General features: G+C 58.3%; 18 protein-coding genes and 2 pseudogenes. 7 read left to right on the top strand and 13 right to left on the bottom strand.

Annotation, left to right across the window (positions count from 1 at the left end):
* The first annotated feature begins 346 nt into the window (after nt 1-346).
* A complete protein-coding gene (locus tag U1R88_RS32165) occupies nt 347-904 on the top strand; it encodes a nitrilase-related carbon-nitrogen hydrolase (RefSeq protein WP_322434974.1) in 558 nt (185 codons plus the stop codon).
* On the opposite strand, the gene U1R88_RS32160 is transcribed toward U1R88_RS32165, so the two are convergent.
* A complete protein-coding gene (locus tag U1R88_RS32160) occupies nt 834-1,700 on the bottom strand; it encodes a mandelate racemase/muconate lactonizing enzyme family protein (protein ID WP_322434973.1) in 867 nt (288 codons plus the stop codon). The genes U1R88_RS32165 and U1R88_RS32160 overlap by 71 nt on opposite strands.
* A 44-nt stretch (nt 1,701-1,744) precedes the next feature.
* Between U1R88_RS32160 and U1R88_RS32155 the strand changes: the two are divergent.
* Nucleotides 1,745-2,113, top strand: a pseudogene (locus U1R88_RS32155) (integrase core domain-containing protein); the annotation flags it as partial.
* Here the strand turns inward: U1R88_RS32155 and U1R88_RS35755 are convergent.
* The 8 genes and pseudogenes from U1R88_RS35755 to U1R88_RS32120 all read right to left on the bottom strand — a co-directional run bounded on the left by U1R88_RS35755 (nt 2,041) and on the right by U1R88_RS32120 (nt 9,349).
* The gene (locus tag U1R88_RS35755) at nt 2,041-2,586 is read right to left on the bottom strand and encodes a PAS domain-containing protein (protein ID WP_425545515.1); all 546 of its coding nucleotides are present in this window, start codon (nt 2,584-2,586) and stop codon (nt 2,041-2,043) included. The pseudogene U1R88_RS32155 and the gene U1R88_RS35755 sit on opposite strands and share 73 nt — an antisense overlap.
* 111 nt (nt 2,587-2,697) lie before the next feature.
* Nucleotides 2,698-2,790, bottom strand: a pseudogene (locus U1R88_RS32150) (IS6 family transposase); the annotation flags it as partial.
* Between the two features lie 53 nt (nt 2,791-2,843).
* Nucleotides 2,844-3,182, bottom strand: coding sequence for a slr1659 superfamily regulator (locus U1R88_RS32145; RefSeq protein ID WP_322435019.1), 339 nt, complete (start codon nt 3,180-3,182; stop codon nt 2,844-2,846).
* 15 nt (nt 3,183-3,197) lie between these two features.
* Nucleotides 3,198-3,758 carry a slr1658 superfamily regulator gene (locus U1R88_RS32140; RefSeq protein ID WP_068284476.1) on the bottom strand — a complete coding sequence of 187 codons (561 nt, stop codon included), beginning with the start codon at nt 3,756-3,758 and terminating at the stop codon, nt 3,198-3,200.
* A 4-nt stretch (nt 3,759-3,762) separates the two neighbouring features.
* Nucleotides 3,763-6,138 carry a SpoIIE family protein phosphatase gene (locus tag U1R88_RS32135; RefSeq protein ID WP_322434972.1) on the bottom strand — a complete coding sequence of 792 codons (2,376 nt, stop codon included), beginning with the start codon at nt 6,136-6,138 and terminating at the stop codon, nt 3,763-3,765.
* Nucleotides 6,135-7,319: a class I SAM-dependent methyltransferase gene (locus U1R88_RS32130; RefSeq protein ID WP_322434971.1), complete on the bottom strand. Its 1,185-nt coding sequence runs from the start codon at nt 7,317-7,319 to the stop codon at nt 6,135-6,137. The genes U1R88_RS32135 and U1R88_RS32130 overlap by 4 nt, the downstream gene beginning before the upstream one ends.
* Nucleotides 7,316-7,840 carry a ubiquinone biosynthesis methyltransferase UbiE gene (locus U1R88_RS32125; RefSeq protein ID WP_322434970.1) on the bottom strand — a complete coding sequence of 175 codons (525 nt, stop codon included), beginning with the start codon at nt 7,838-7,840 and terminating at the stop codon, nt 7,316-7,318. The genes U1R88_RS32130 and U1R88_RS32125 overlap by 4 nt, the downstream gene beginning before the upstream one ends.
* A gap of 42 nt (nt 7,841-7,882) precedes the next feature.
* On the bottom strand, nt 7,883-9,349 hold the full coding sequence (locus tag U1R88_RS32120; RefSeq protein ID WP_322434969.1) for a putative bifunctional diguanylate cyclase/phosphodiesterase: 1,467 nt from the start codon (nt 9,347-9,349) through the stop codon (nt 7,883-7,885).
* Between the two features lie 444 nt (nt 9,350-9,793).
* Here U1R88_RS32120 and U1R88_RS32115 point away from each other — a divergent pair, with 444 nt between their 5' ends.
* From U1R88_RS32115 to U1R88_RS32105, 3 genes are all read left to right on the top strand, one after another.
* On the top strand, nt 9,794-9,979 hold the full coding sequence (locus U1R88_RS32115) for a hypothetical protein (protein ID WP_322434968.1): 186 nt from the start codon (nt 9,794-9,796) through the stop codon (nt 9,977-9,979).
* Nucleotides 9,980-10,231: 252 nt separating this feature from the next.
* Nucleotides 10,232-10,699 (top strand): Ros/MucR family transcriptional regulator, encoded by a 468-nt coding sequence (locus U1R88_RS32110; RefSeq protein WP_322434967.1) that lies wholly within the window; start codon nt 10,232-10,234, stop codon nt 10,697-10,699.
* A gap of 557 nt (nt 10,700-11,256) precedes the next feature.
* Complete coding sequence (locus tag U1R88_RS32105) at nt 11,257-12,873, top strand: GMC family oxidoreductase (protein ID WP_322434966.1); 1,617 nt, start codon at nt 11,257-11,259, stop codon at nt 12,871-12,873.
* 17 nt (nt 12,874-12,890) lie between these two features.
* Here the strand turns inward: U1R88_RS32105 and U1R88_RS32100 are convergent, their stop codons facing one another.
* The gene (locus U1R88_RS32100; RefSeq protein ID WP_322434965.1) at nt 12,891-13,127 is read right to left on the bottom strand and encodes a hypothetical protein; all 237 of its coding nucleotides are present in this window, start codon (nt 13,125-13,127) and stop codon (nt 12,891-12,893) included.
* A gap of 698 nt (nt 13,128-13,825) precedes the next feature.
* Between U1R88_RS32100 and U1R88_RS32095 the strand changes: the two genes are divergently transcribed.
* On the top strand, nt 13,826-15,601 hold the full coding sequence (locus U1R88_RS32095) for a sensor histidine kinase (protein ID WP_322434964.1): 1,776 nt from the start codon (nt 13,826-13,828) through the stop codon (nt 15,599-15,601).
* Here the strand turns inward: U1R88_RS32095 and U1R88_RS35750 are convergent.
* Nucleotides 15,485-16,078 (bottom strand): DUF982 domain-containing protein, encoded by a 594-nt coding sequence (locus U1R88_RS35750; protein WP_425545514.1) that lies wholly within the window; start codon nt 16,076-16,078, stop codon nt 15,485-15,487. The two genes, U1R88_RS32095 and U1R88_RS35750, sit on opposite strands and share 117 nt — an antisense overlap.
* Before the next feature lie 509 nt (nt 16,079-16,587).
* Between U1R88_RS35750 and U1R88_RS32090 the strand changes: the two genes are divergently transcribed.
* Nucleotides 16,588-17,214 (top strand): hypothetical protein, encoded by a 627-nt coding sequence (locus tag U1R88_RS32090; RefSeq protein ID WP_322434963.1) that lies wholly within the window; start codon nt 16,588-16,590, stop codon nt 17,212-17,214.
* Between the two features lie 874 nt (nt 17,215-18,088).
* Here U1R88_RS32090 and U1R88_RS32085 read toward each other — a convergent pair.
* Both U1R88_RS32085 and U1R88_RS32080 read right to left on the bottom strand, forming a co-directional pair.
* Nucleotides 18,089-19,288, bottom strand: coding sequence for a low temperature requirement protein A (locus tag U1R88_RS32085; protein ID WP_322434962.1), 1,200 nt, complete (start codon nt 19,286-19,288; stop codon nt 18,089-18,091).
* Nucleotides 19,289-19,296: 8 nt separating this feature from the next.
* Complete coding sequence (locus U1R88_RS32080) at nt 19,297-20,673, bottom strand: aldehyde dehydrogenase family protein (RefSeq protein WP_322434961.1); 1,377 nt, start codon at nt 20,671-20,673, stop codon at nt 19,297-19,299.
* Nucleotides 20,674-20,819 lie beyond the last annotated feature (146 nt).

Genomic DNA, 20,819 nt, shown 5'->3' with positions numbered 1-20,819 from the left:
GCCTACGAGGTGCGCCTGATGGCCGAATGCTATGTCAACCGCGGCATGCTCCCCGAAGCCGGCGACGTCGAGCGGCTGACCAAAATCCTGGACCGCCCACATCGCCCTCTCGTCGGTAAGATCCATTCATCCAATGGCCCATCGCCTCCCTTCCTACGCATTTTTGCGTATGGAGGCCTGACGTCGTTTGCCTCACCCTCCGCAAAACCAATGACGGCCTGTAGCAGCGCAGGGAGGTAACCCTTGACACGTAACGTAACAATCTCCGCATGTCAGTATCTCGTCCGACCGATTTCCGGATTCGAAGAATTCCGATCGCGTGTACGCGCCTTACTCGATCAAGCGAATGGCTCAGATATCGTTCTGCTTCCAGAGCTCTTTACGATTGAACTGTTCACCACATACAAAGATTGGCAAAAGCTTCCGATTTCTGAGCTCATCCGCATCGATGAATTCACAGAAGACTACAACGCCCTCTTCGCCGAGGAGGCGCGGCCAATATATCCTTGGCGGGTCGCATTTGCTGCAGGTTGGCGACCGCTTCGAGAACATTGCCCATCTGTTCGGACCGGATGGCTCGATCTTCAAGCATGCCAAAACGCACATCTTTCCGGCCGAAGCAAACTGGTCGACCTCCGAAGGCGACAAGATGGAGATTTGCCAGCTTCCTTTTGCCAAGATCGGCGTGAACATCTGCTACGAGGCCGAAATCCCGGAATGCTCGGCATCTCTGACCGAACAAGGTGCTGAAATCATTCTGTGCCCATCCGATTCCGCCGAAGCGCTTGATGACGTTGCGGGCTTCGAGAAGGGGCTGGGACTGTGTCACGGCGCTACCAATCTGCGATCGACCCATCGGCCCGGAAGGCCTCCGGGATCCATTGGCCGGTGTTCTGGCTCCTGAGGAAGCCCTCGTCGATCTCGACGCCAAGTCCGATGCCGCCGGGCATCGAGAGATAGCCATCCTTGTCGACGCGGGGCACATAGCTGCTGAGCCTGCCGGTCCATTCCAGGTTGGTGTGGCGCGTTTCCAGCATGGCGAAGTTCTGGGCGTAAGCAGCGACGGCGAGACTGGCGGAGGCCTGAACGGGTCCGTTGGGATTGTGCGGTGCGAAGGTCACGCCATACATTTCGGCCAGTGCCGCGATGCGTACCATTTCGCTGATGCCGCCGGCATTGGCGACATCGGGCTGAATGATCCCAGCCCATTCATTCTCGAGGATGGGCCGAAAGGCCCAGCGGGTGAACAGTCTCTCGCCGACCCCGATCGGCGTGACCGAATGCTGGGAAAGCCGCTCCAGGGCCTCGTTGGATTCGGCGGGTACCGGTTCCTCGATCCACAGCGGCCCGGTGTGGCGCACGGCTGCCTCGATGGCAATGGCCAGTGAAGCGCTCGGCTTGCCATGCATGTCGATGGCGAAGTCGAGTTCGTCGCCGAGAACGTCGCGGACTGCCTCGCAGCATGCCACAATCTGGCGGATGGCGGCTCGGCCTTCCGTCGGCGCGACATTGGGCAGGGGGTAGATCTTGACGGCCTTGAAGCCCATGCCGAGGGCAACGTGAACCCGCTCGCGGAACTCCCCAGGCGAGGTCGACAGGCCGAGATTGGCGTAAGCCTTGATGCGGTCACGGACGGGGCCGCCCAGCAGCGAACTGACGGAGCGGTTGTGGATCTTGCCGCGAATGTCCCACAAGGCCATGTCGACGCCGGAGAGCGCGCTGGTCTGGATCGGGCCACCACGCCAATAGGCTCCACAAGGAACTGGCGTTGTCGGCCCTGCGCCTAGCCATTGCCGTGCGGCGTCCTGCCGCCGGGCTGATTCACCACGCAGATCGCGGCAGCCAATACTGCTCCCTCGACTATCAGGCGGAGCTGAGGAAGTACCGCGTCCTGATCTCGATGTCGGGCAAGGGAAACTGCTTTGACAACGCCATGGTCGAGACCTTCTTCAAAACGCTCAAGAGCGAACTCGTCTGGCGCACCGCCTTCCAGACCCGCGCCGAGGCGACCGCCGCAATCGGCCGCTATATCGACAGCTTCTACAATCCCGTCCGGCGCCATTCGGCGCTCAACTTCATCAGCCCACTTCCGTTCGAGAGGCTGGCCGCGTAAACTCGAAAACGCTCTCCAAAATCACGGAGCAAGTCCAACCAAGCCCCTTTGCCGGCCGCCCCTTCGTCCATCGGGTGCAGGTTGAGAAGAAACCAGTGCGCATTTCCATTGCCGTCCAGAAGCCTGCATTCGAAGCCGTCCAGGTTCCCCGGCGTGGCAACTGACTGAAACCTAGCGTACGCAACCTCCATGTCTTCCGAATGGATCAGGCGGGTCCAGGCAATGCGTGCTTTCACGTCGACAAGGCCAACCCGCTCACGCCATGCGGAATTGAGATGCACGATGTTGCCGGTCCGATCGAGGACGCATGCCGGGCACTTCAGGATGTCCAAGATGGCGGTAGGCGGGGGAGCTTGTTCGGGCCAATGCCTGGCTCCGCCTTCAACCTCGGACGCCAAGGGATGTCGGGGCGCTGAACGGACTGACGAAACGGATATTTGCGGGAACAATCCATCGTTGTCCGATAGTGGCATCTCATGTCCTTCGGTCGACAAAACCAGAATGAAGTCCACCCTGACTCAAGCTTCGTTCGCATGGCTGAAAGTAATGCCAGGATGCCGGCGCATGCAATCTTTTGGCAATGACCAGAGATGGATCGTCGAGTGATCGACACCGGTGCCGCGTTCCGCCACCATCTCTTTCAAGTCGCGCAGGCTCTGGCCGTAGGCTACAGAAATCTCTTACGGACTACCTAAACCCTCTCGCCATCGAATTGCCTTGGCCGAGCTGATCAAACGATCTGCAGAGAGATGGCTTGATGCAGCTTCTTTAGGTTCGGCAGCGACTTGCTTTGCCACGGAATCTCGGAGCTGCCGCGCACGATGAGAGCTACGTTTGGGTGCTTGCGCACCTCGATTGTAAATTTCGCCAATAGATTGATTCCCGAAGAGTTGAGGAACTCAAGATCCTTCAAATCGAGTATGATCGTAGGCGGCCCGGCTGTCAGGACGTCAGTCATGAGCGTCATGATCGGGGCGTATGCATCTGTTCCCGACAGTCGCATTGTGCCATCGAAATGGATGACATTGTCTTCGACCCAGACTCGATATTCGTCAGTCGTAATCTCAATATTGGGCTTCATGGTTCACTGTTGCAACTGAGTGACGGGAAGGGTGGCGAATGTTCCGACATGCACGCGACTGCCATCTTCGGCGGGATTGAAAGTCCATGCCAGGCGTGCGCCATAGTCATTCATCAGAGTCAGCAATCCCAAACCCGACCCAGATGTCTCCGGATGTGCTGCATTGGCTTCGATGCGTTCGATGAGCAGGTCACCTGGATCACCGACGGTGATTTCGGCCAGGAGTGCCTGGAACAGCGAGGCCGTGTCGGAACTGACCATATTGGAAACCTTCACTTTAAAGGCATCGGTATCCATTGCCGCCTCGACCCTGATCTCGCCAGGTTCGTGGAACTTGACCGCATTTTCGATCAGTTCGTTGACGAGGTAACCGATATTGTGCCGGACTGCGCGATAATCGTTGCGCGAGGTCCGGAACGGCAGGGCGAATATGTCGGCGATGAAGTCCGATGTCGTTGCGCAATGGTGCCATCGCAGGTCCAGGGGACCATCGAATAGACTCACGCGGCTGATACGCTCATCCATATCGATCACAATGTCTTTCGATCCGTACAAAGTGGTCATGATGCTACCTATGCCTTATAACGACGAGTGTTATGTCGTCGTGGATCTTACTGGTTCCAATGTAGTCCATCAGATCCTGGATAATTCCGTTCTTTATTTCCTCAGCGCTCGAGCCATGACGCTGGCGTGCGCTTTCGACAAGTCGATCCAAGCCGAATAGTTCGCCCTTTCTCCCCTCAGCCTCGGTGACGCCGTCGGTATGCAATACAACCACGTCGCCACTTGCGAAGGCTATGTTGCGGGTAGCGACGAAAGGCGAAATGTCCTTTTCGAGCCCAATCGGAAACCCCAAATCGATCGTGTCGATGCGTTCAACCCCGCCACCGGCCCGCACCACCACAACTTCCTCGTGTTGGCCCGACAGCGTCAGCTTACCATCCTCATAGTCCAGAAAGGAGAGGGACAGATGCTTGTCCGAATTGGTTCGCTCGAGGTTCTTGAATATCGCCCGATTGAGTCGGTCAAGGAACTGCGTGGGATTGTTCTCGCCTGTTTCCTGCAGCGCGCGTGCAACCGACTGCACCATCAGCATTAGAACGCCACTTTCCAGGCCGTGGCCGGTGACGTCGCCAATGCCGACCTTGAGCTTCTGCCCGTCTCGCAAGACATCGTAATAGTCGCCCCCAACCTCGTCTGCTGGCCGCATGTAAGCTGCAATCTCGACCCCCGGCATTGCAGACAGCTCACGCTCCTTGGGGAGCACCATTCTCTGGATCTGGCGAGCCACGTCGAGTTCGGCACCGAGCCGCAGGTTTTCGCTGCGCAGCTGTTCGTTGAGCGATGAGATCTCCGAGTTGGCATTCTCCAGGTCGCGGGTACGATCCTCGACGAGCTGCTCGAGGTTCTCGGTGTGGTAGCGGATTTCCTCCGCCATGCGATTGAAGGCAACGCCGACCTCGCCGACTTCATCCTTGGTGGGGATGTCAACGCGTACCGAGTAGTCCTTGGATTGCAACTGGCGGGCTCCTGCGGCCAGCGCGCTGAGGCCCGCCGTGATCCGCTTCGAAATGCCGAAGATCGCGACGAACACCACGAACAGACTGACCAGTACCGTCAGGATCTGATATTTGAGGATGCGGTTGGTCGCGCTCGAGATGTCGGACTGCGCCGCGATCAGCGAGGCATAGATCTCGCGTTCCGGCACCAGAAAACCGAGCGTCATCGTTTCTTTGACGATCGGCCCGTTGTTCCACAAATTGGTGGGCGCGAGCTGTTTGAGGACGGCGATGTAGGGGACATCCTCGCCATTCTGCTTAAGCACAATGTGCTGGATATCCGGCTTGTCGTCTGTAGGCATGCTCAAGGCGACGATCGCCGGCTGGTCGCTCTTCTTCAACGAGCGGTCCAGGCCGGTGACGCCCTGTCCAGCCGCATCGCTGGCGGTGACCACGCCAAGCGTCTTCTCGCCGGCCGAATTCACGGCAACGACGTTACCATTCGACATGGCCAGAAAACCGAAGCCGGTGTCGGCGACTTTCACGCTCTGCACGAGGTCGGTCAGCTGGTCGAGGGTGACGTCGGCCGCAGCCATGCCGGCGACCGATTTACGGTCCGCCGTCCAGAGCGGACGAAAGAACGAGACGATCTGCTTGCCGGAATTCGCGTCGATATAGGGAGCGGTGATGGTTGTAACGTCATCGAGTGGCTGGCTCGACGGCTTGTCCAGCCAAGTCTGCCAGTCATCGTAGATGCCGGGGAAAAAGAAATCCCAGAAATTCGCCTTATTATGACCGGGATAGAGCTTATCGAAGGTCTGGGCAAGCTCGGATGCTGGCGTGGCGCGCATCACGGGCAGGGCCTTCGGGCCCACATAATAGACCTGGAGTTTCTTGGATCCGGTCTGCATCAACGTCGGGCCAAGAATGTCGAACAGCGCGCTTTCACGCACATGATCCCGGACCGCTGGTATTGGCTGATGGTTGGAATCGAGCAGATAGCCCCAGATGCTGGTCGTGCCCGGGGCACCAGGGACGTTTTGCACCCAATCGCCGGTCGCGTTGTAGACCAGGGGCGTCGACAGAGTACGGTCCTTGGCGATGGTGTCTCCGATTGCCTTCGCGGTCTCGGGATGATCTATCATCGCCTGCATCGACCCGGCGAGCACGCCGACCTCCGAATGCACGCGCTCGAACAGAAGGTTGGCCCGCAGAGCCGTCGCATCGATGTAGGTTTGGAGATATTCGCGGCTGGCCTTGGTCAGGCCGTTGCCCACCTGTTGGGCGGCGTCCCGCGACAGGCGTTGCACGTTCCACAGCGCAATGCCGCCGCCGACCAGCAAGTCGAAGAGGACGGCCGCACCGACCACCAGAATGAATTTGGCGCGAAAGCTCCTGGGAGAAAAGCGCCGGTACCATGGCGGGGAGACAGCGCCGTTCGTCATTGTGGCTTGGTCCCGGACGCCACCCAGATGGGCCAACCCGCATAGCCTCGGGGATGCAGCGCAGCAAAGATGTGATCCTGAAAGCCAAGGCGGAAGCGGTCCATGAATTCCGGAGTGTCGCCGCGCTGGGCAGACATCTGGTCGACGAAGGCGTTTTGCCAAGCTTGCACGATATCGGCAAAATCCTGCGGATCCCCATCGAGATTGCTGACCATGAAGGTCTCCATCTTGATATTTTCGAAGCCGCAATCGAGCATGTAACGTCGGCTCTTAGGTCCGCATTCGATGTCCATGTCGAAGTGGGCCCAAACCTTGGCTGCCTGTTCATAGGTCCATTTGATCGTCTCGCCGCGCGGCTCGCCGACGCAATGCGAGACCTTTTCATTGGTGACATAGACGCGGCCGCCCGGCTTGCAGATCCGGAAGAGCTCCTTGAGGATCATTTGGGGCCTGGGGAAAACCTGCAATGCGTGCCGACAGGTAACGAAGTCGAACAGATTGTCTTCCAGCAGCAATTCCGCGGCATCGCCATAGACATATTCGATGCCGTGCAGGTCAAAACTGGCGGCCACCTGGCGCGCGTACGCCAAGCTCGGCTTGGAATGGTCGAGCGCGAGGAGGCGGGAGGGCTTGAAGTCCTTGTATAGGAGGGCCGCGAAGTCGCCGATGCCGCAGCAGATATCCGCGACCGCCATGTTCTCCTTCAGGCCGTGCCGCGGCAGGATGTTGCGCTCGTGGCGCCATGTCATCTTGGTCTGGGTCCGCAGAACCGGGAAGAAGCGGCTCTCTTCGAGAATGCTCTGAAAAGGGTAGAAATCGGCGTCGTACTCTTCGACCTTGATGGCCGGCTCGATCAGGCTCAGCCGGCCAAATTTTTCCGTCGTCCAGCCGACAACACTGGACGTCACGACGACGAACCGCAGATCCGGCCTGACACGGCTGGCGTCCAACATCACCCGCGCGAAGGCGTGAAAGGCGGTGTTGTTCATCTGCCCGAGGCGCCGGACATTGATGTGGAGGATCCCGCTTACCCGGTCGATCGAGTCCTTGAACAGCGCCAGGCTTGGCGCGATCTCGTCAACGGACTGCGGGCGCAACGTACCGGAAAGTGAAAACTCCTGATTGTTCGGGTCGAACTGCGCCTTGAATCGCGCTTTGTTGGCGAAGGTTACCGCGGTCAATGTGTCATGTTCCCGAGTGGGAGATCGACGACGAGCGTGATGGTGTCATTGGCATGCGCGTTGATACTGACTGTTGCGCCGTAGCTGACCGCGAGTTCGACCAGCAATATGTCGCGGCTGGGGCCAGGATCGCCGGACAGCGAGCTCATGTAATCGGCTTCGGCGTCACCGCCCCGGATGCGGGCAATGGCCTGCTCGAAGAAGCGTTGCTCTTCCTTCGTGGACGTGAAGGTGAGCTCGACCCTGTCGATGGTGTCCTGACGCGAGATTCTGCAGGCGAAGGTGCCGCCGGCGTGGCGACTTCGGAATGTGAGTTCAAGCAACTCGTTAAGTGCCGAAGAGAACAAGTTTGAGAATAGTACAGAATCCGGCCGATTGTGGCTTATCGTCCGGGCTAGAAAAGTGGCGATATAATCGCAATGTGTCCAGTTGGATATGAAGGTTCCCATTTCCATATCAATGTGAACCATGATACGAAAATCAGGATCCAATGTTTCGCTATGCGTGACGTTCGGCGCCATATTGCTCTCTGCTATTGCGATACCCGACGGAATGTATTGTCATCAGTTGATACGCTCGCGGCGCCTTCGGGAGGCCGAGGCCCTGGATGCAAATTTCCGAGCCCGTTCCGGGCTCATGGCCTGTCCGAGATAGTGGCCCTGAAGTACGTCACATCCTTCGTTGATCAGCCACTGGGCTTGCATGACCGTTTCGACCCCTTCGGCCGTCACGATCATGTCCAGACCATGCGCCATGTCAATAATCGCCCGGACGATCGTCTGGCTTTTTCGCTCTCTTTCGACATCTTGAATGAAGTACTGGTCTATTTTTAGCGACTCGAATGGAAAATTCTTGAGATAGCTCAGCGATGAGTAATGTGTTCCGAAGTCGTCAAGAGAAATTCGAACGCCTAGAACATTAAGAGTGTTAAGCGTATCCAAATTATCGACGGTTTGTTCGAGTAGAACTGATTCTGTTATTTCGATCTCTATTCTGTCGGCGCTTATGCCGGTGCTATCTATGACCTGGGCCACGATATCGGTGATGGAACCTCCGAGGAACTGCGCCGGCGAAATGTTGACGGCGATATTAAGCGATTCCGGCCATGTCATTGCCTGCCGGCAGGCTTCTTGCAGCACCCATCGGCCGATTTCATCCATCAGTCCGTCCGCTTCGGCGATAGGAATGAACACGTTGGGAGTTATGCGCCCAATTTCCGGATGATCCCAACGCACCAGCGCTTCAAAGCCGACGATTTGGCCCGTCGCGCGGAGGAGGGGCTGGTATTCAAGCAGAAGTTCGTGCCGATCCAGCGCCATTCGCAGGCTGCGTCTGAGGCTTTCGCGTTGTTCGATCAAAAGCATCATCGAGCGATTGAAAGTCCGAGCGCAGCCCCGCCCTTCTCCTTTTGCGGCATAGAGCGCGATGTCGGCCGCCTTCATCAGTTCTTCGCTTTGCGTGCCATGCTGAGGGCCGAATGCGATGCCGACGCTGGCCCCGACGAAGAGCGGCATCTCATTGATCATGAAGGGTATCTTGAAAGCGTCGACGAGCGCCTGCGCCACACTCTCCGCCTCGCTCGGGTCCTTGCCATACTGGATGATCGCAAACTCGTCGCCGGCATAGCGGAAAGCGGAGTCGCCCTCCTGAAGCACACCTCGTATCCGATCGGCGGCCAGTTTGAGTAACGCATCGCCCGTGCCGTGCCCCAGTGTGTCGTTGACCGATTTAAAGTCATCAAGATCAATCTGCAGCAGCGCCGAACGCACATGCCGGCCGTCATTGGCGGTCAAGATCTCCTTGAGCCGGTCACTAAGGCGCTGCCGGTTCTGCAGGCCGGTCAACACGTCATGATTGGCCTGGTACATCAGTTTGTTGTGCTCGATCTCCGCGGCCCTCCCGGGAGAATTCGCCATCTCGATCAGGCCGATCCCGTCGTCAGCGGGAAACACCCAGACTTCCATTTCTTGATGGCGTGTGGCGGCAATTTTGATAATTGTGGGAGCCTGGGTAGCAAGTAGCTTGTCCACGGCCCTGCGCGCTTCGCCTATAGCTATGCCAGGATAGATGTCAAATAGACTCGCGCCAGCTGACATATTGCCGCTACGCGCAGTCGAAAGTCGTGTTGAGAATTGAGTAAGTCTTAAATCTCTATCATAAAAAGAAGCTAATTCTTGCGTATGTTCCAGAAATTCTGAGAGTGCATGCCTGGATGCTGTAGTCTTCCTGACCTCTACTGGGGCCTCTTTTGGTAACTTTAACTTTTTCCAAAAGCGGAACACTTCCAGATCCCCTAGTACGATTTCAGGCAGTCACAAGCTCCCGGTAAATTCCTACTCCGAATTTCGCATCGGATACAATTCAGAATTTCGATTCGTATATATGAGCATTAAGAAAAACCATCACAGCGCATGAACGGTTCAATAAGTATTAAAATTTGCTCAAGCATAGGGAGCCCAACTTGGCGAGGTGAGGTGGAACGGGCCCGCGTCGAGAACGCCCCGGGCTTTGTCGAGATCGATCGCAAGCTGTTGCCGGAAGCGCGCTGGATCTATGCCGGCATGCTTGACTGGCGGCAACCTCGTCGGGCCAGTCGTTGGCGGGCGGATGGGCGGCGGCTTGTCGTGCGCCAAGGCGGCAGTTTGGCATTTTTGGAATAGCCGAATGTAAATCGAATGTTCCCTGGCCATCGACCTTTGCCCCGATAATCCACAAGCGCTATTGTTTGCAACAAAACTCAAAAAACTCGGAACAATGACGGAAATTACTGGGACGATCGGTTGATCGACCTTTACACGGAGCTGCAATTGCCTGAGAATCCGAGTCGGCGTAGCGATCGGGTCCACAAGGCTGCGTCCGTAAAGAAAAACAGCACTCACTTCGACAACAACACAAAACGAAAGTGACTGAACATGCTCGAAGAAGACGCCAGTCTTGTCGACCTGACCGTCGACATCGTCTCGGCCTATGTCTCCAACAATCAGGTCGCTACCGCTTCCCTCGCGGATCTGATCCGCTCCGTGCACGCAAGCCTCACCGGTTTGAACAATCCCAAGCCGACTGAGATGGATATACCGGCAAAACCTGCCGTTCCGATCAAGAGATCCGTCACGCCCGATTACGTCATCTGCCTGGAAGACGGTCTCAAATTCAAATCGCTGACCCGGCATCTGCGAACCGCCTATGGTCTGACGCCGGCACAATATCGAGAGAAATGGGATCTGCCGGGGGACTACCCCATGGTTGCGCCGAACTACTCGGCCACTCGCTCTCGTCTGGCGAAGGAACTTGGCCTCGGCCAACAACGCCGGAAGGCCGATAGCGCACCGCCGCCACCCCCTCCTGCACCAAGCAAGGGCAGAAAGAAAAAGGCCGCATAGCGACCTCGACGCCAGACATGTCGATTTGCGAAGGCCTGGATGATCGAGATCAAGGTTCTTGAGCCTCGTTTCCGGCAGGTCTGGCGTATGAGACAAAGCCGTAATTGGCAAGTCATTGCACGCCGTGGTCCCGCTGCATGAACTTCGTGCTTTCTTTCGTCCATCGGAGGCATCGGATGGCAGGTTGCTCGATTGTCGGGAGAAACCTGATGAAAGCAGAAACCAGGGCAGGGTCGACACCTTAGGCCCCGCCCAATGACAATCGGCCCGGTCGCCGAAAGAAGGTGGGCAGGGGGAAGCAGGATGACCGTCGCCACAGCAGACGCACTTCACGAGGCTGGTGAGGCGCATACTCGCCGGGCTCAGACGTCTCATAAGCGAGCGATTATGTCTACCATCAGCAGGCATCTTCGCCCCGCTTGCGGCAATCCGGCATTGGTATCGCGTATGGTTGTTCAGCACCGGCGGGCAATGGCTTTACGCTATTGCCGGAATGGCTCCTGCCCTGGGCGCATGATGGAATGTATAAGCCGGTCCGTGTCCTAAGGAGGCGGATTGTGGCGGATTTTGACTTCATCATTGTCGGAGCAGGATCTGCCGGCTGTGTACTCGCCAATCGACTGACCGCCACGGGTAGATTCCGCGTATTGCTCTTGGAGGCCGGCGGGAGCGACCATCGTTTCATGATCCGCATGCCGATTGGCTATGGGCATAGCTTCTACAATCCGAAAGTGAACTGGAAGTTCGAGACCGGGCCGCAGGACGCGCTGGCTGGACGCACCAGCTATTGGCCGCGCGGAAAGATCCTGGGGGGCTCGTCCTCCATCAATGCGATGGTCTATGTCCGTGGCCAGCGTCACGACTTCGAGGATTGGAAAAGCGCGGGCAATTCCGGCTGGGGCTGGGACGACGTCCTGCCTCATTTCAAATCGATCGAGACGTACCAGCGCGGCGGCGATGCCTGGCGCGGCGGGAAGGGCGAACTCCACGTCACGGATATGGCGCCATCCGTGCACCCGCTTTGCCAGGATTGGCTGCAGGCTGCCGGGCAAGCCGGTTTTGCCCGGACGCCGGATTACAATGGCGAGAACCAGGAAGGTGTTTCGGTCTACCAGATCACCACCAGGAAAGGCTTTCGGGCTTCGTCTGCGACCGCGTTCCTGCATCCGGTTGCCAGTCGTCCCAACTTGAAAGTCGTTACGGGCGCTTTCGCCACCCGTATCCTGTTCGATGGCCTGCGGGCGAGCGGTGTCGAATATGAGCAGGCCGGACAGAAGCATGTCGTTCGAGCTCGGCATGAGGTGATCCTGTCGGCCGGCGCGGTGCACTCGCCGACTTTGCTGCAGCATTCAGGTGTCGGTCCCGGTGCACTGCTCGAGAAGTTCGGCAAGAGTGTCGTGAAGGACATGGCAGCCGTCGGGCAGAACCTGCAGGATCATCTTGGCATCGACTATCTCTATCGCTCACGTAAACCGACGCTCAATTCCATGCTGCGTCCATGGTGGGGCAGGGCGATGCTCGGCGCGCGTTATCTTCTATTCCGCGACGGGCCGTTGTCGCTCAGCGTCAACCAGGCGGGAGGCTTCGTCAAATCCGGACCCGGCGCCAGGCGGGTGGACATGCAGCTCTATTTTTCGCCGGTCAGCTACAGCAAGCCGACGCCGGGTGTGCGCCGATTGACCCTGCCTGATCCGTTTCCCGGCTTCTTCATAGGCATCCAGCCCTGCAGGCCGGAGAGCCGGGGTTCCATTGCCATCGGATCGCCGGATCCGAAGGCCGCGCCTGTCATCGAGCCGAACTATCTATCGACGGCCGGCGATATCGAGGAAATGCTCGCAGGCGTGCGTCTCATCCGTAGGATTGCCGACCAGCCGGCCATGCGTGCCGTCATCCTCGATGAAATGAAGCCCGGCCTCAACATGCAGAGCGAAGCCGATCTGGTCGCAGATATTCGAGCCCGCTCGGGCAGTGTCTTTCATGCTTCCTGCACCTGCCGCATGGGGCCGGACGACGGAACGAATGTCGTGGACGACCGCTTGCGCGTGCATGGATTGGGGGGATTGCGTGTGGTCGACGCCTCGATCTTCCCGAATGTCACGTCGGGCAACATCAATGCGCCGACGATGATGGTGGCTGAGAAAGCCGCGGCGATGATCCTGCGGGACAATACCTAGCAGCCCCGCCGCTCGCCTTACATCGGCTGTCTCTCCTGAACTTGGGCCAGCACCTCCACGCCCCTGGCGATGGCCCGGTCGTCGATCGCGCTCACGCCGAGAACCAGCTCGCCCCGATCCTGCATCTGATTGATGCAGAACCGGCTGATGGGGGGAGACCGGCAGGCCGTCTTGCCACCCATCTCCACCGCCTGGCTGGGGCGCCAGATTGGAACGGTGTCGCCGGTATCGTCGCTTGGTACGCCAGATGGCACAAACCGCTTTCCGGCGATACGCGGAAAGTTAACATAATACCGGCAGTGGGCTTGCTTCGCGGCCTTTTCGTCGCTGGTGGCGAAGCCGATGTGGACATGGCAACTATCGAGAAGGGTACGGTTTGACCGCAGACGGGCTTTATCCGTTTTAAGTCCTATCCGTTCGAGCAATTCTTGAAGTCGAAGCCGGTCGTGAAGGCAGGCACTAATCCGGAGAAAGCGGGCCTCTACGCAATCTTGGAGAACCGTTACACGATACTTGATTCGGGTTCTTCAAAGCATCCGGATGCAGCAGAGCGTAGGATAGATGGAGGTGCGATCACTCTAACCAGAAAGAGTGAATCTATTCCAAGAATCGCATGATAAACGGTATCATGATGCGGGAATTTCAGATTCGTTGACAAGGAAGGTTCACGGCGGTGGGCTAGGTTTGTTTATCTGAAGTCATGGGTCTCTTTGATCGAGGTTCTTGAAAGCAAGTGCATAATAAAAATTGAGATAAATGAAATTATCTTGGAAAATTCTCTTTCTAGCGGAGACAATGTGGGCGACGTGTTACAGCAGCAAAGCCTGCACGAGCGGCCGATAGTGCCGATCGTGCGCAAGGTGATGCTAGGTTTGGCGGTGGCGTGGTTGCGTTGGTGGGCACCTTTGGTTGGTGGATGTCACAACGGCTTATAACGGAGCATCTGGAGAGCTTGGCGTCCAGCGCTCAATATGAGACGAACACCACCGCGCGCGTCATGGACCGATTGTTCACCGAGATGGTCAGCGTGGCCAATATGGTGGCAGGCCAAGCCGACGTGATCCAGCTCGCCGTCCGCTATCGCACGGATTCGCCCGGCGCTGCTGCCCTGACGCGTCCGCAGCGTGCCAGCCAATTCACGCACGATCCCTTGGTGCGCAAAGTCGGTGATTTCATGAACGCGCTGGCCAGCGATCTGCGCTACGCCCGCATTTACATGAACAACATGTCGGACGACACGGTAACGGCAAGCAACTGGGCGGAACCTGACAGCATTGTCGGCATGATCTACTCGGGACGCTCCTATCTTGTCGAGGCGTTGCGTAAAGGTACGGGTTCTTCGTTCGGCATCGCCCGCCTGAACAAGACCCCATCCTATTTCGTGGCTAGTCGCATCGATGACTCGAACGACGTACCGCAGGGCTCGGTCACCGTGAAGTTCGACGCGCCCGACGTAGCATCCTACCTGACAGGTCGGCACGTTGCGCTGATCGTGAACCGTCAGGGGCGAGTAATCACCACTTCATCCGCGCCCTTCATGCTTCGCAATGTGGCGGCACTCCTCCCGCCAGGTACGGTACTGCCGCCCGACGACGGCGAAGAGGCGGGCCAAACCATGGATGTGCGACCGTTGGCCGGCTCGGCGCATCCCGATCAATGGCTTATCGACGGCAAGTCTTATCTGCTCCGGCATCAGCCGCTGGCTGGTACACAGTACCAGCTGTTCACGCTGGCTTCGCTGGAGCAATTGGCACCCATGCGCACGCAGCATTTTTGGACGGCGGCGCTGGTGGCAGCGTTCGGCCTGGTTTTACTCCTGCTCTCCGATCGTGTTGCCACACAGCTTGCCGAGCGCCGCCTGCGAGCCGAACAGGATCGCGATATTGCGAGGTCCCGGGCAGCCGAACGCGAACTGACGATCAAGGTACGCGAGAGGACTGCGGCGCTCGCGGAAAGCAACGCATCGCTGAATGCGGAGATGGAGCGGCGTCATCTGCTTGAAGCGAAGCTGAGGCAGTCGCTCGACTCCGTCAACGATGCTTTGGTGCAGCAACAGGACTTTGTGGCCATGCTGTCACACGAGTTCCGAAGCCCGCTGGCCGTAATCGCAATCGCCGCTGACAATCTGATGGCGTCTGTGGGGGAGGGAGCCGACAATATCAGGCTTCGCATCGACACGATTGGCCGCACCGTCAAAAGAATGTCCATGCTGATTGAAAACGTCCTCGCTGGCGATCGGCTGAACGCCAGGCAGGCACCGTTTGTCAAGGCAGAGGTGTTCGACCTGAACGAAATATTGCTCACCGTCAGAGCGGGTCTGGACGACAATGCCACGAGGCGCGTCGACTTCATTCACGGCGACGCGGCAATGGTAAGGGGTGACCGTGTTCTGTTGGAAGTTGTCGTGCAAAATCTGGTTCAGAACGCGCTGAAATACTCAGCTGTATCGAATCCGGTTACGGTTCAGCTGTCGATCGCTCAAGGCATAGCGTCCATAAATGTAATCGATCAAGGGGTTGGCATAGAGCCGGGCGACCGTGACTTCATTTTCATGAAATATTATCGTGGTCGTAGCAAAAGCGTGGCTGGCTCTGGTCTAGGCCTTTACATTTCACGAGAGATCGCCCAGCAGAACGGTGGGGATCTGATACTGGCGGCGAGTGATGCTACCGGGTCGACATTCTGCTTCTCGCTGCCTATCGAAGCCGCTGGCGCCGCATCCCGATAACCTGAACTTCGTGACTTTCAACTCACCCGCCTCGAGGCCTGGATCGCCAGCAGGCAACCTTGCTCGCAGTCGACGATCGCACGGATTGGCTTTGTTCTGATCGCGGATGCAAGCGGTTTGCCGAAGGGCCGCCGTCGGGTGGCCCCGATGCAACACCAAAGTATGTTCCTTGTGCACAGGCGCGTCAAAGGTGTGAAAGATCGTTTTGCCGCCTGGAGCCATTGTCATGTCTCCAGGCCCTACGTGAATACCTGCTTCCTCACACGCGACGATGAAGGCCGCCCGTGCTTCCTCATGAGGTTTGAGGCCAACGAATGCATCAAGACAAATTCCTCGAGCCCAAAAGAGCTTCTTGCCGTGCAACAGCGGCCAATCTCTCAAAAGAAGTGCCGCCGCTTCCTCAGTCGAGGAGACAGTCTGGACATTGCCTTTCGATCTTTCGAATCGCACAGCAGTTCCCCAGGCTCCAACAGACATTTCGCTCCCTCCCAGCGCTCGATCTTTGGAACGGTATGCCGATTCATTAAGTGAATGTCGATGCAGTAATTCGTGTCGCTCAAGGGAGAGTTGGCGGTAAAGCTAAGCCTCGGTTGACCGGTAAACTCGTCGTTACGATTTGTGAACAGGCTGCGCCAATCACCCGAAACAGCGCATTTGTTCGCGGCATTGGCCCAACAAGAGGCCCATTTCTTTTTGGCGCGCCGCCCTAGCCTCGAAACGGAGTGGATGATCTTGGAGTCGAGGGGCGTTGATCATTCAGTCGCGCCGATATTCGTTGAGGATGATGGTATCCCTTGGGGGCATCCTGCGGCGTTCCCAGCCCCGTCAACTCGTTCTTATCCTCCGAGTTTTTGCGGCCGAGAAGTAGCCGAAGACAGTTTGGCAGCTATCGCCGAAGTCAATGATTGATGCCCCCAGGGGAACCCCTCATTGGCCTCGGCAATTCTGGCCGGTTAGAACATTAGGGGCGTCCACCGCGCTAGGAGGTGACGCTATTTTCCGCCCCGGCCGGTGCCGCCACTGCCCTTGCCGTTGCCGTTATTCTGGCCACCATTGCCGGAGCCGGGACCAGAGCCATTGGTATTGCCGCCGCCATTTCCGGAATTTGGCTGATTGCCGTTGCCATTGCCAGGGCCGCCACCCGAGTGAGCACCACCCGTGCCAGTGCCGCCACCCGTACCGGTGCCACCACCCGTGCCAGTGCCGCCGCCCGTACCGGTGCCACCACCCGCGCCAGTGCCACCGCCCGCACCGGTGCCACCACCCGTACCAGTGCCACCACCCGTGCCGGTACCACTGCCCGTACCGGTGCCGCCACCCGTGCCGGTGCCACCACCCGTACCGGTGCCACCACCCGTGCCGGTACCACTGCCCGTACCAGTGCCACCACCCGTATCAGTGCCACCGCCCGTACCGGTGCCTCCACCCGTGTCGGTACCACCACCCGTGCCAGTGCCACCGCCGGTGCCGCCACCTGTACCAGTGCCGCCGTCCGTGCTCGTACCGCCACCCGTGCCACCACTATGGCTGCCGCCGCCGCCCTGCGACCCACCCGTGCCGCCAGTTTCGTTAGAACTGGATGCAAGAAGGTCGTACCACAGCAGTTGACGTGAATCAGTCGTTGTGCGTTTCGGCACTGCCGGACAATGATAATGCTTTAATTTCTTGGTCTGAACCTGGCGCAATTCTTGATGGCAGGCGTTCCCTTGCAAAGGGCGCGCCGAGGCATCGACAGAGTGCACGAAGCAAATTGGCAACAAGATTGAGGAATATTTAAGCAAGCGCTTGTAATTCACTGTCGATGACATTTGGGCATCTCCTTGACTCTTCCGACGTGGGAGGAATTCTATCGATCCTCTGCTAGGGAATGAGCCACTCCCTGATCTGGAATAATATTGAAGGATGCCGTTTCTCGGTGTGCGTTTTTGCACATGGATCAATATAAATAGATCAATATAAAGTATTAATATCCATATCCGATAGTGGTACGCTTTCCTGCTGTGTATCTCCTCTTGATGGATAGGAGGCGCGAGTCGGGCCCGTTGCGGGTGTCATCCGGACACCGGCGGCAAAGCGATACGGTTTCCGTCATGGCCTCGAGCAAAGCTCGTTTAGACGGAAACCCATGTCCGATCTAACTCTTTGATTCAACGTGTCTTTGCGATTCTTGACGATTCCACTAAATCGCAAAGAACGCTCCAAGAGCCCCCGGCATCCACACCTGCAGAAGCGCATCCACCACAACGACAATCTTCCGCATGATCGCGGTTTTCGTGCACTTTCGCGGTGCGACAACCCTGTCCTCCTCGATACACGCCTGCGTTCTGGTGCCCATCGAGACATGGAGTGGTATTGTAGATTTACGCTATGTTAGATTGTATTGATGTGTTTTAATCTCAATAGTTTTAACGTATATCGAATTGACGTTCTATTGATCCAGCATCTATATTGGAAACGCAAAGCTCGAAAACTCTCGTTCGGCATTTTCTATGCTGCCTCGCCACGGCTCTGATTGCGTCGCTTGATCATTGATCGACCTTCCCACGATCCGAGTGCCAGCAGGGTGACACAGGCCATCCAGCCCATCGACAGCAAGTCCGCCACCGGTGCGAGGCCGATTACGACCAGCAGCAGAACGGCTCCGATCAGATGCGAGTGGGGAATGCGGCGATAGACCACCTTCTTGTAGATCGCGCTGCCGACGAGATAGATGACCGGTCCAGCGATCAGGGCCACCGCGTGGGCCCAGGGCGGTGCGCCGAGGGGATGGGCGAGCATCAGATCATTGCCGACTGCTCCGACTATGATTCCCGCGATCAGGATAGCGTGGACATAGTGGAAATGGGCACCGATCCGGCCGGGATCGTCCGATCGCTCGATGGTGCGGGTGGCATCTTCGCTCGAGGTGCCGAAATACAGCCACCACATCGCGACGGTGGTGAGAAAGGCGGCGAGCAGGGCCAGCAGCACGGTCCCGTCCCAGTCCTGGGCCTCGGACAGGGTAGCCCCGGTCGAGACCAATGCTTCGCCGAGCGCGACGATGACGAAGGCCTGGCAGCGCTCCGCCAGATGGCCGCCTTCGATGGTCCAGTCTTGCGTGGAGGAGCGCCCCAGGCCGGGCAGCGGGAAACCGAACATCGGCGAAAGATATTCGCAGGCGATCGCGACGAGCCACAGCGTCATGCGCCATTGCGGGAAGACGAAGGCTCCGGCGAGCCAGAAGACGGCCGCGATCGCCAACCAGCCCAGCATGCGCCAATAATTGGGTGCCAGGGGATGATCCGCCGGCAGCCGCGAGACGATATAGGCGGTGCGGCCGACCTGGATCGCCACATAAGCAGCGGCGAACAGGGATGCGCGTTCACCGAAGGCCTCGGGAAGGGCGGCGGCCATGACGAGGCCGAGCAAGGTCACGGCGAAGACCAGCGAGCGGATGGCTGGCCTCTCCGGGTCGAACCAGTTCGTCACCCAGCAGGTATATTGCCACCCAAGCCAGACGGCGAACCACAAGACCAGGGTTTCGGCGACGCCCTGCGCATTGAGATGTCCCAGCAGCTTGTGGCTGAGCTGGGTCGCAGCGAAGGCATAGACGAGGTCGAAAAACAGTTCCACCGCCGTCACGCGCGCATGCTGGCCGTCGCGTTGGCGCAGCAGGGGATGTGGTTTTTCACCGGCTGAAGAGCTCATGGGCACCGTCACGAAAACACGCTCAGATTCCCTTCGATATCCTTGCCCGCATAGGGCGGGAAGACGTCGAGAAGTACATCCGGATTGCCGATCAGCAGGGCCTTGGTATTGCTGAGGGCATCGAACCCGGCCTTGCCGTAATATTTGCCCGTGCCGCTGTTGCCGACGCCGCCGAAGGGGAGGCTGTCGATCCAGCAATGGAGATTGGTCTGGTTGATGCACCCGCCTCCGAAGGACAGGGAACCCAGGACATAGTCGATCGCCTGCTGATTCTTGCTGAACACATAGGCCGCAAGGGGCTTTGGCTTGCGCTTGATGACATCGACGACCGCCTTGAGGTCGCGATAGGGCATGACGGGAAGCACCGGCCCGAAGATCTCCTGCTGCAGTGCCGGATCGTCCCAGGTGGAGGGGTAGAGGATCGTCGGCTCGACATAACGGGCCTCGATGTCGAATCGCCCGCCATGCACGAGCTTGTCGGGAAGGATGTAGGAGGCCACGCGTTCGGCATCGTGCGAACTGATCATCCTGGCGAAATCCGGGCTCTTGCTCGGGTCCTCGCCATACATCCTCGTCACCGACGCCTTGAGCCTGGCAATGAAGGCCTCGGCAACGCTCTCATGCACGCAGACATAGCCCGGCGCGATGCACCATTGGCCGGAGATCGCATTGTGCCCCCAGGCGATCCTGTCGGCGGCGATGTCGAGATTGGCGGTCTCATCGACCAGCGTGGGGTTCTGCCCGCCCAGTTCCAAAAGCACGGGTGTCAGGTGCTCGGCAGCCGCGCGCATCACCACCTTGCCCACCGCCGACGAACCGGTGAAGAAGATGAAATCGAAGGGAAGTTCGAGAAGCGCGCCTATTTCGTCCCGCCCGCCGGTTACCACGGTGACGTTCTCGGGGGCAAAATACTGCGGTACGAGTTGCTGGAACAGCGCTGCCGTTGCGGGAGTCGTATTGGCCGGTTTCAGGATCACCGGATTGCCGGCGGCCAGCGCGGCGATTGCCGGGTCGAGCAGCAGCAGGATCGGTGCATTGAACGGGCCGATCACCAGCGTGACGCCATAGGGCTCCTTGTGGATGACGCCCCTATTGCCGGTTTCCTCCAGCCCCGTTGGGATGGCGACCGGCTGCGGCGCCATCAATTGGCGGAGATTCTCGCGATAATATTTGATCACCCCGCTGGGCACGGTGATCTCGAAGAGCTGCTCGAAGGGAGGCTTGCCGAAATCCTGATACAGCGCGGCGCATAAGGCTTGCCTGTTGTCGAGCAGCAGGCGCTCCATGCGATCGAGCTGATCGATCCGCCATTCATAGCTCTTCGTAGCGTCGGAGAAGAAATGCTCCTTCTGCGCGTCGAAAAGCGACTGGAAGCGATTGCTCATGACACGCACCACCTTGGACCGATATGTCAAATAAGGCGACGGGCCATGGCCCGTCGCCGGATTCGACTTACTTGGTGGTGTAGCCGCCATTCACCAGGATGGTCTGTCCGGTCATCCACCAGCCGTCGGAGACGAGGAAGCGGATA

It is taken from the genome of Labrys sedimenti (assembly GCF_034424805.1).
GTDB lineage: Bacteria > Pseudomonadota > Alphaproteobacteria > Rhizobiales > Labraceae > Labrys > Labrys sedimenti.
This window is presented reverse-complemented; position numbering and strand designations above follow the sequence as displayed.

Coding starts and splice junctions, on each gene's coding strand:
- U1R88_RS32165 (WP_322434974.1), top strand. CDS start 347: ATGGCTCAGATATCGTTCTGCTTCCAGAGCTCTTTACGATTGAACTGT.
- U1R88_RS32160 (WP_322434973.1), bottom strand. CDS start 1,700: ATGGCCTTGTGGGACATTCGCGGCAAGATCCACAACCGCTCCGTCAGT.
- U1R88_RS35755 (WP_425545515.1), bottom strand. CDS start 2,586: ATGCCACTATCGGACAACGATGGATTGTTCCCGCAAATATCCGTTTCG.
- U1R88_RS32140 (WP_068284476.1), bottom strand. CDS start 3,758: ATGACCACTTTGTACGGATCGAAAGACATTGTGATCGATATGGATGAG.
- U1R88_RS32135 (WP_322434972.1), bottom strand. CDS start 6,138: ATGACGAACGGCGCTGTCTCCCCGCCATGGTACCGGCGCTTTTCTCCC.
- U1R88_RS32125 (WP_322434970.1), bottom strand. CDS start 7,840: ATGGCGCCGAACGTCACGCATAGCGAAACATTGGATCCTGATTTTCGT.
- U1R88_RS32110 (WP_322434967.1), top strand. CDS start 10,232: ATGCTCGAAGAAGACGCCAGTCTTGTCGACCTGACCGTCGACATCGTC.
- U1R88_RS35750 (WP_425545514.1), bottom strand. CDS start 16,078: ATGTCTGTTGGAGCCTGGGGAACTGCTGTGCGATTCGAAAGATCGAAA.
- U1R88_RS32085 (WP_322434962.1), bottom strand. CDS start 19,288: ATGAGCTCTTCAGCCGGTGAAAAACCACATCCCCTGCTGCGCCAACGC.
- U1R88_RS32080 (WP_322434961.1), bottom strand. CDS start 20,673: ATGAGCAATCGCTTCCAGTCGCTTTTCGACGCGCAGAAGGAGCATTTC.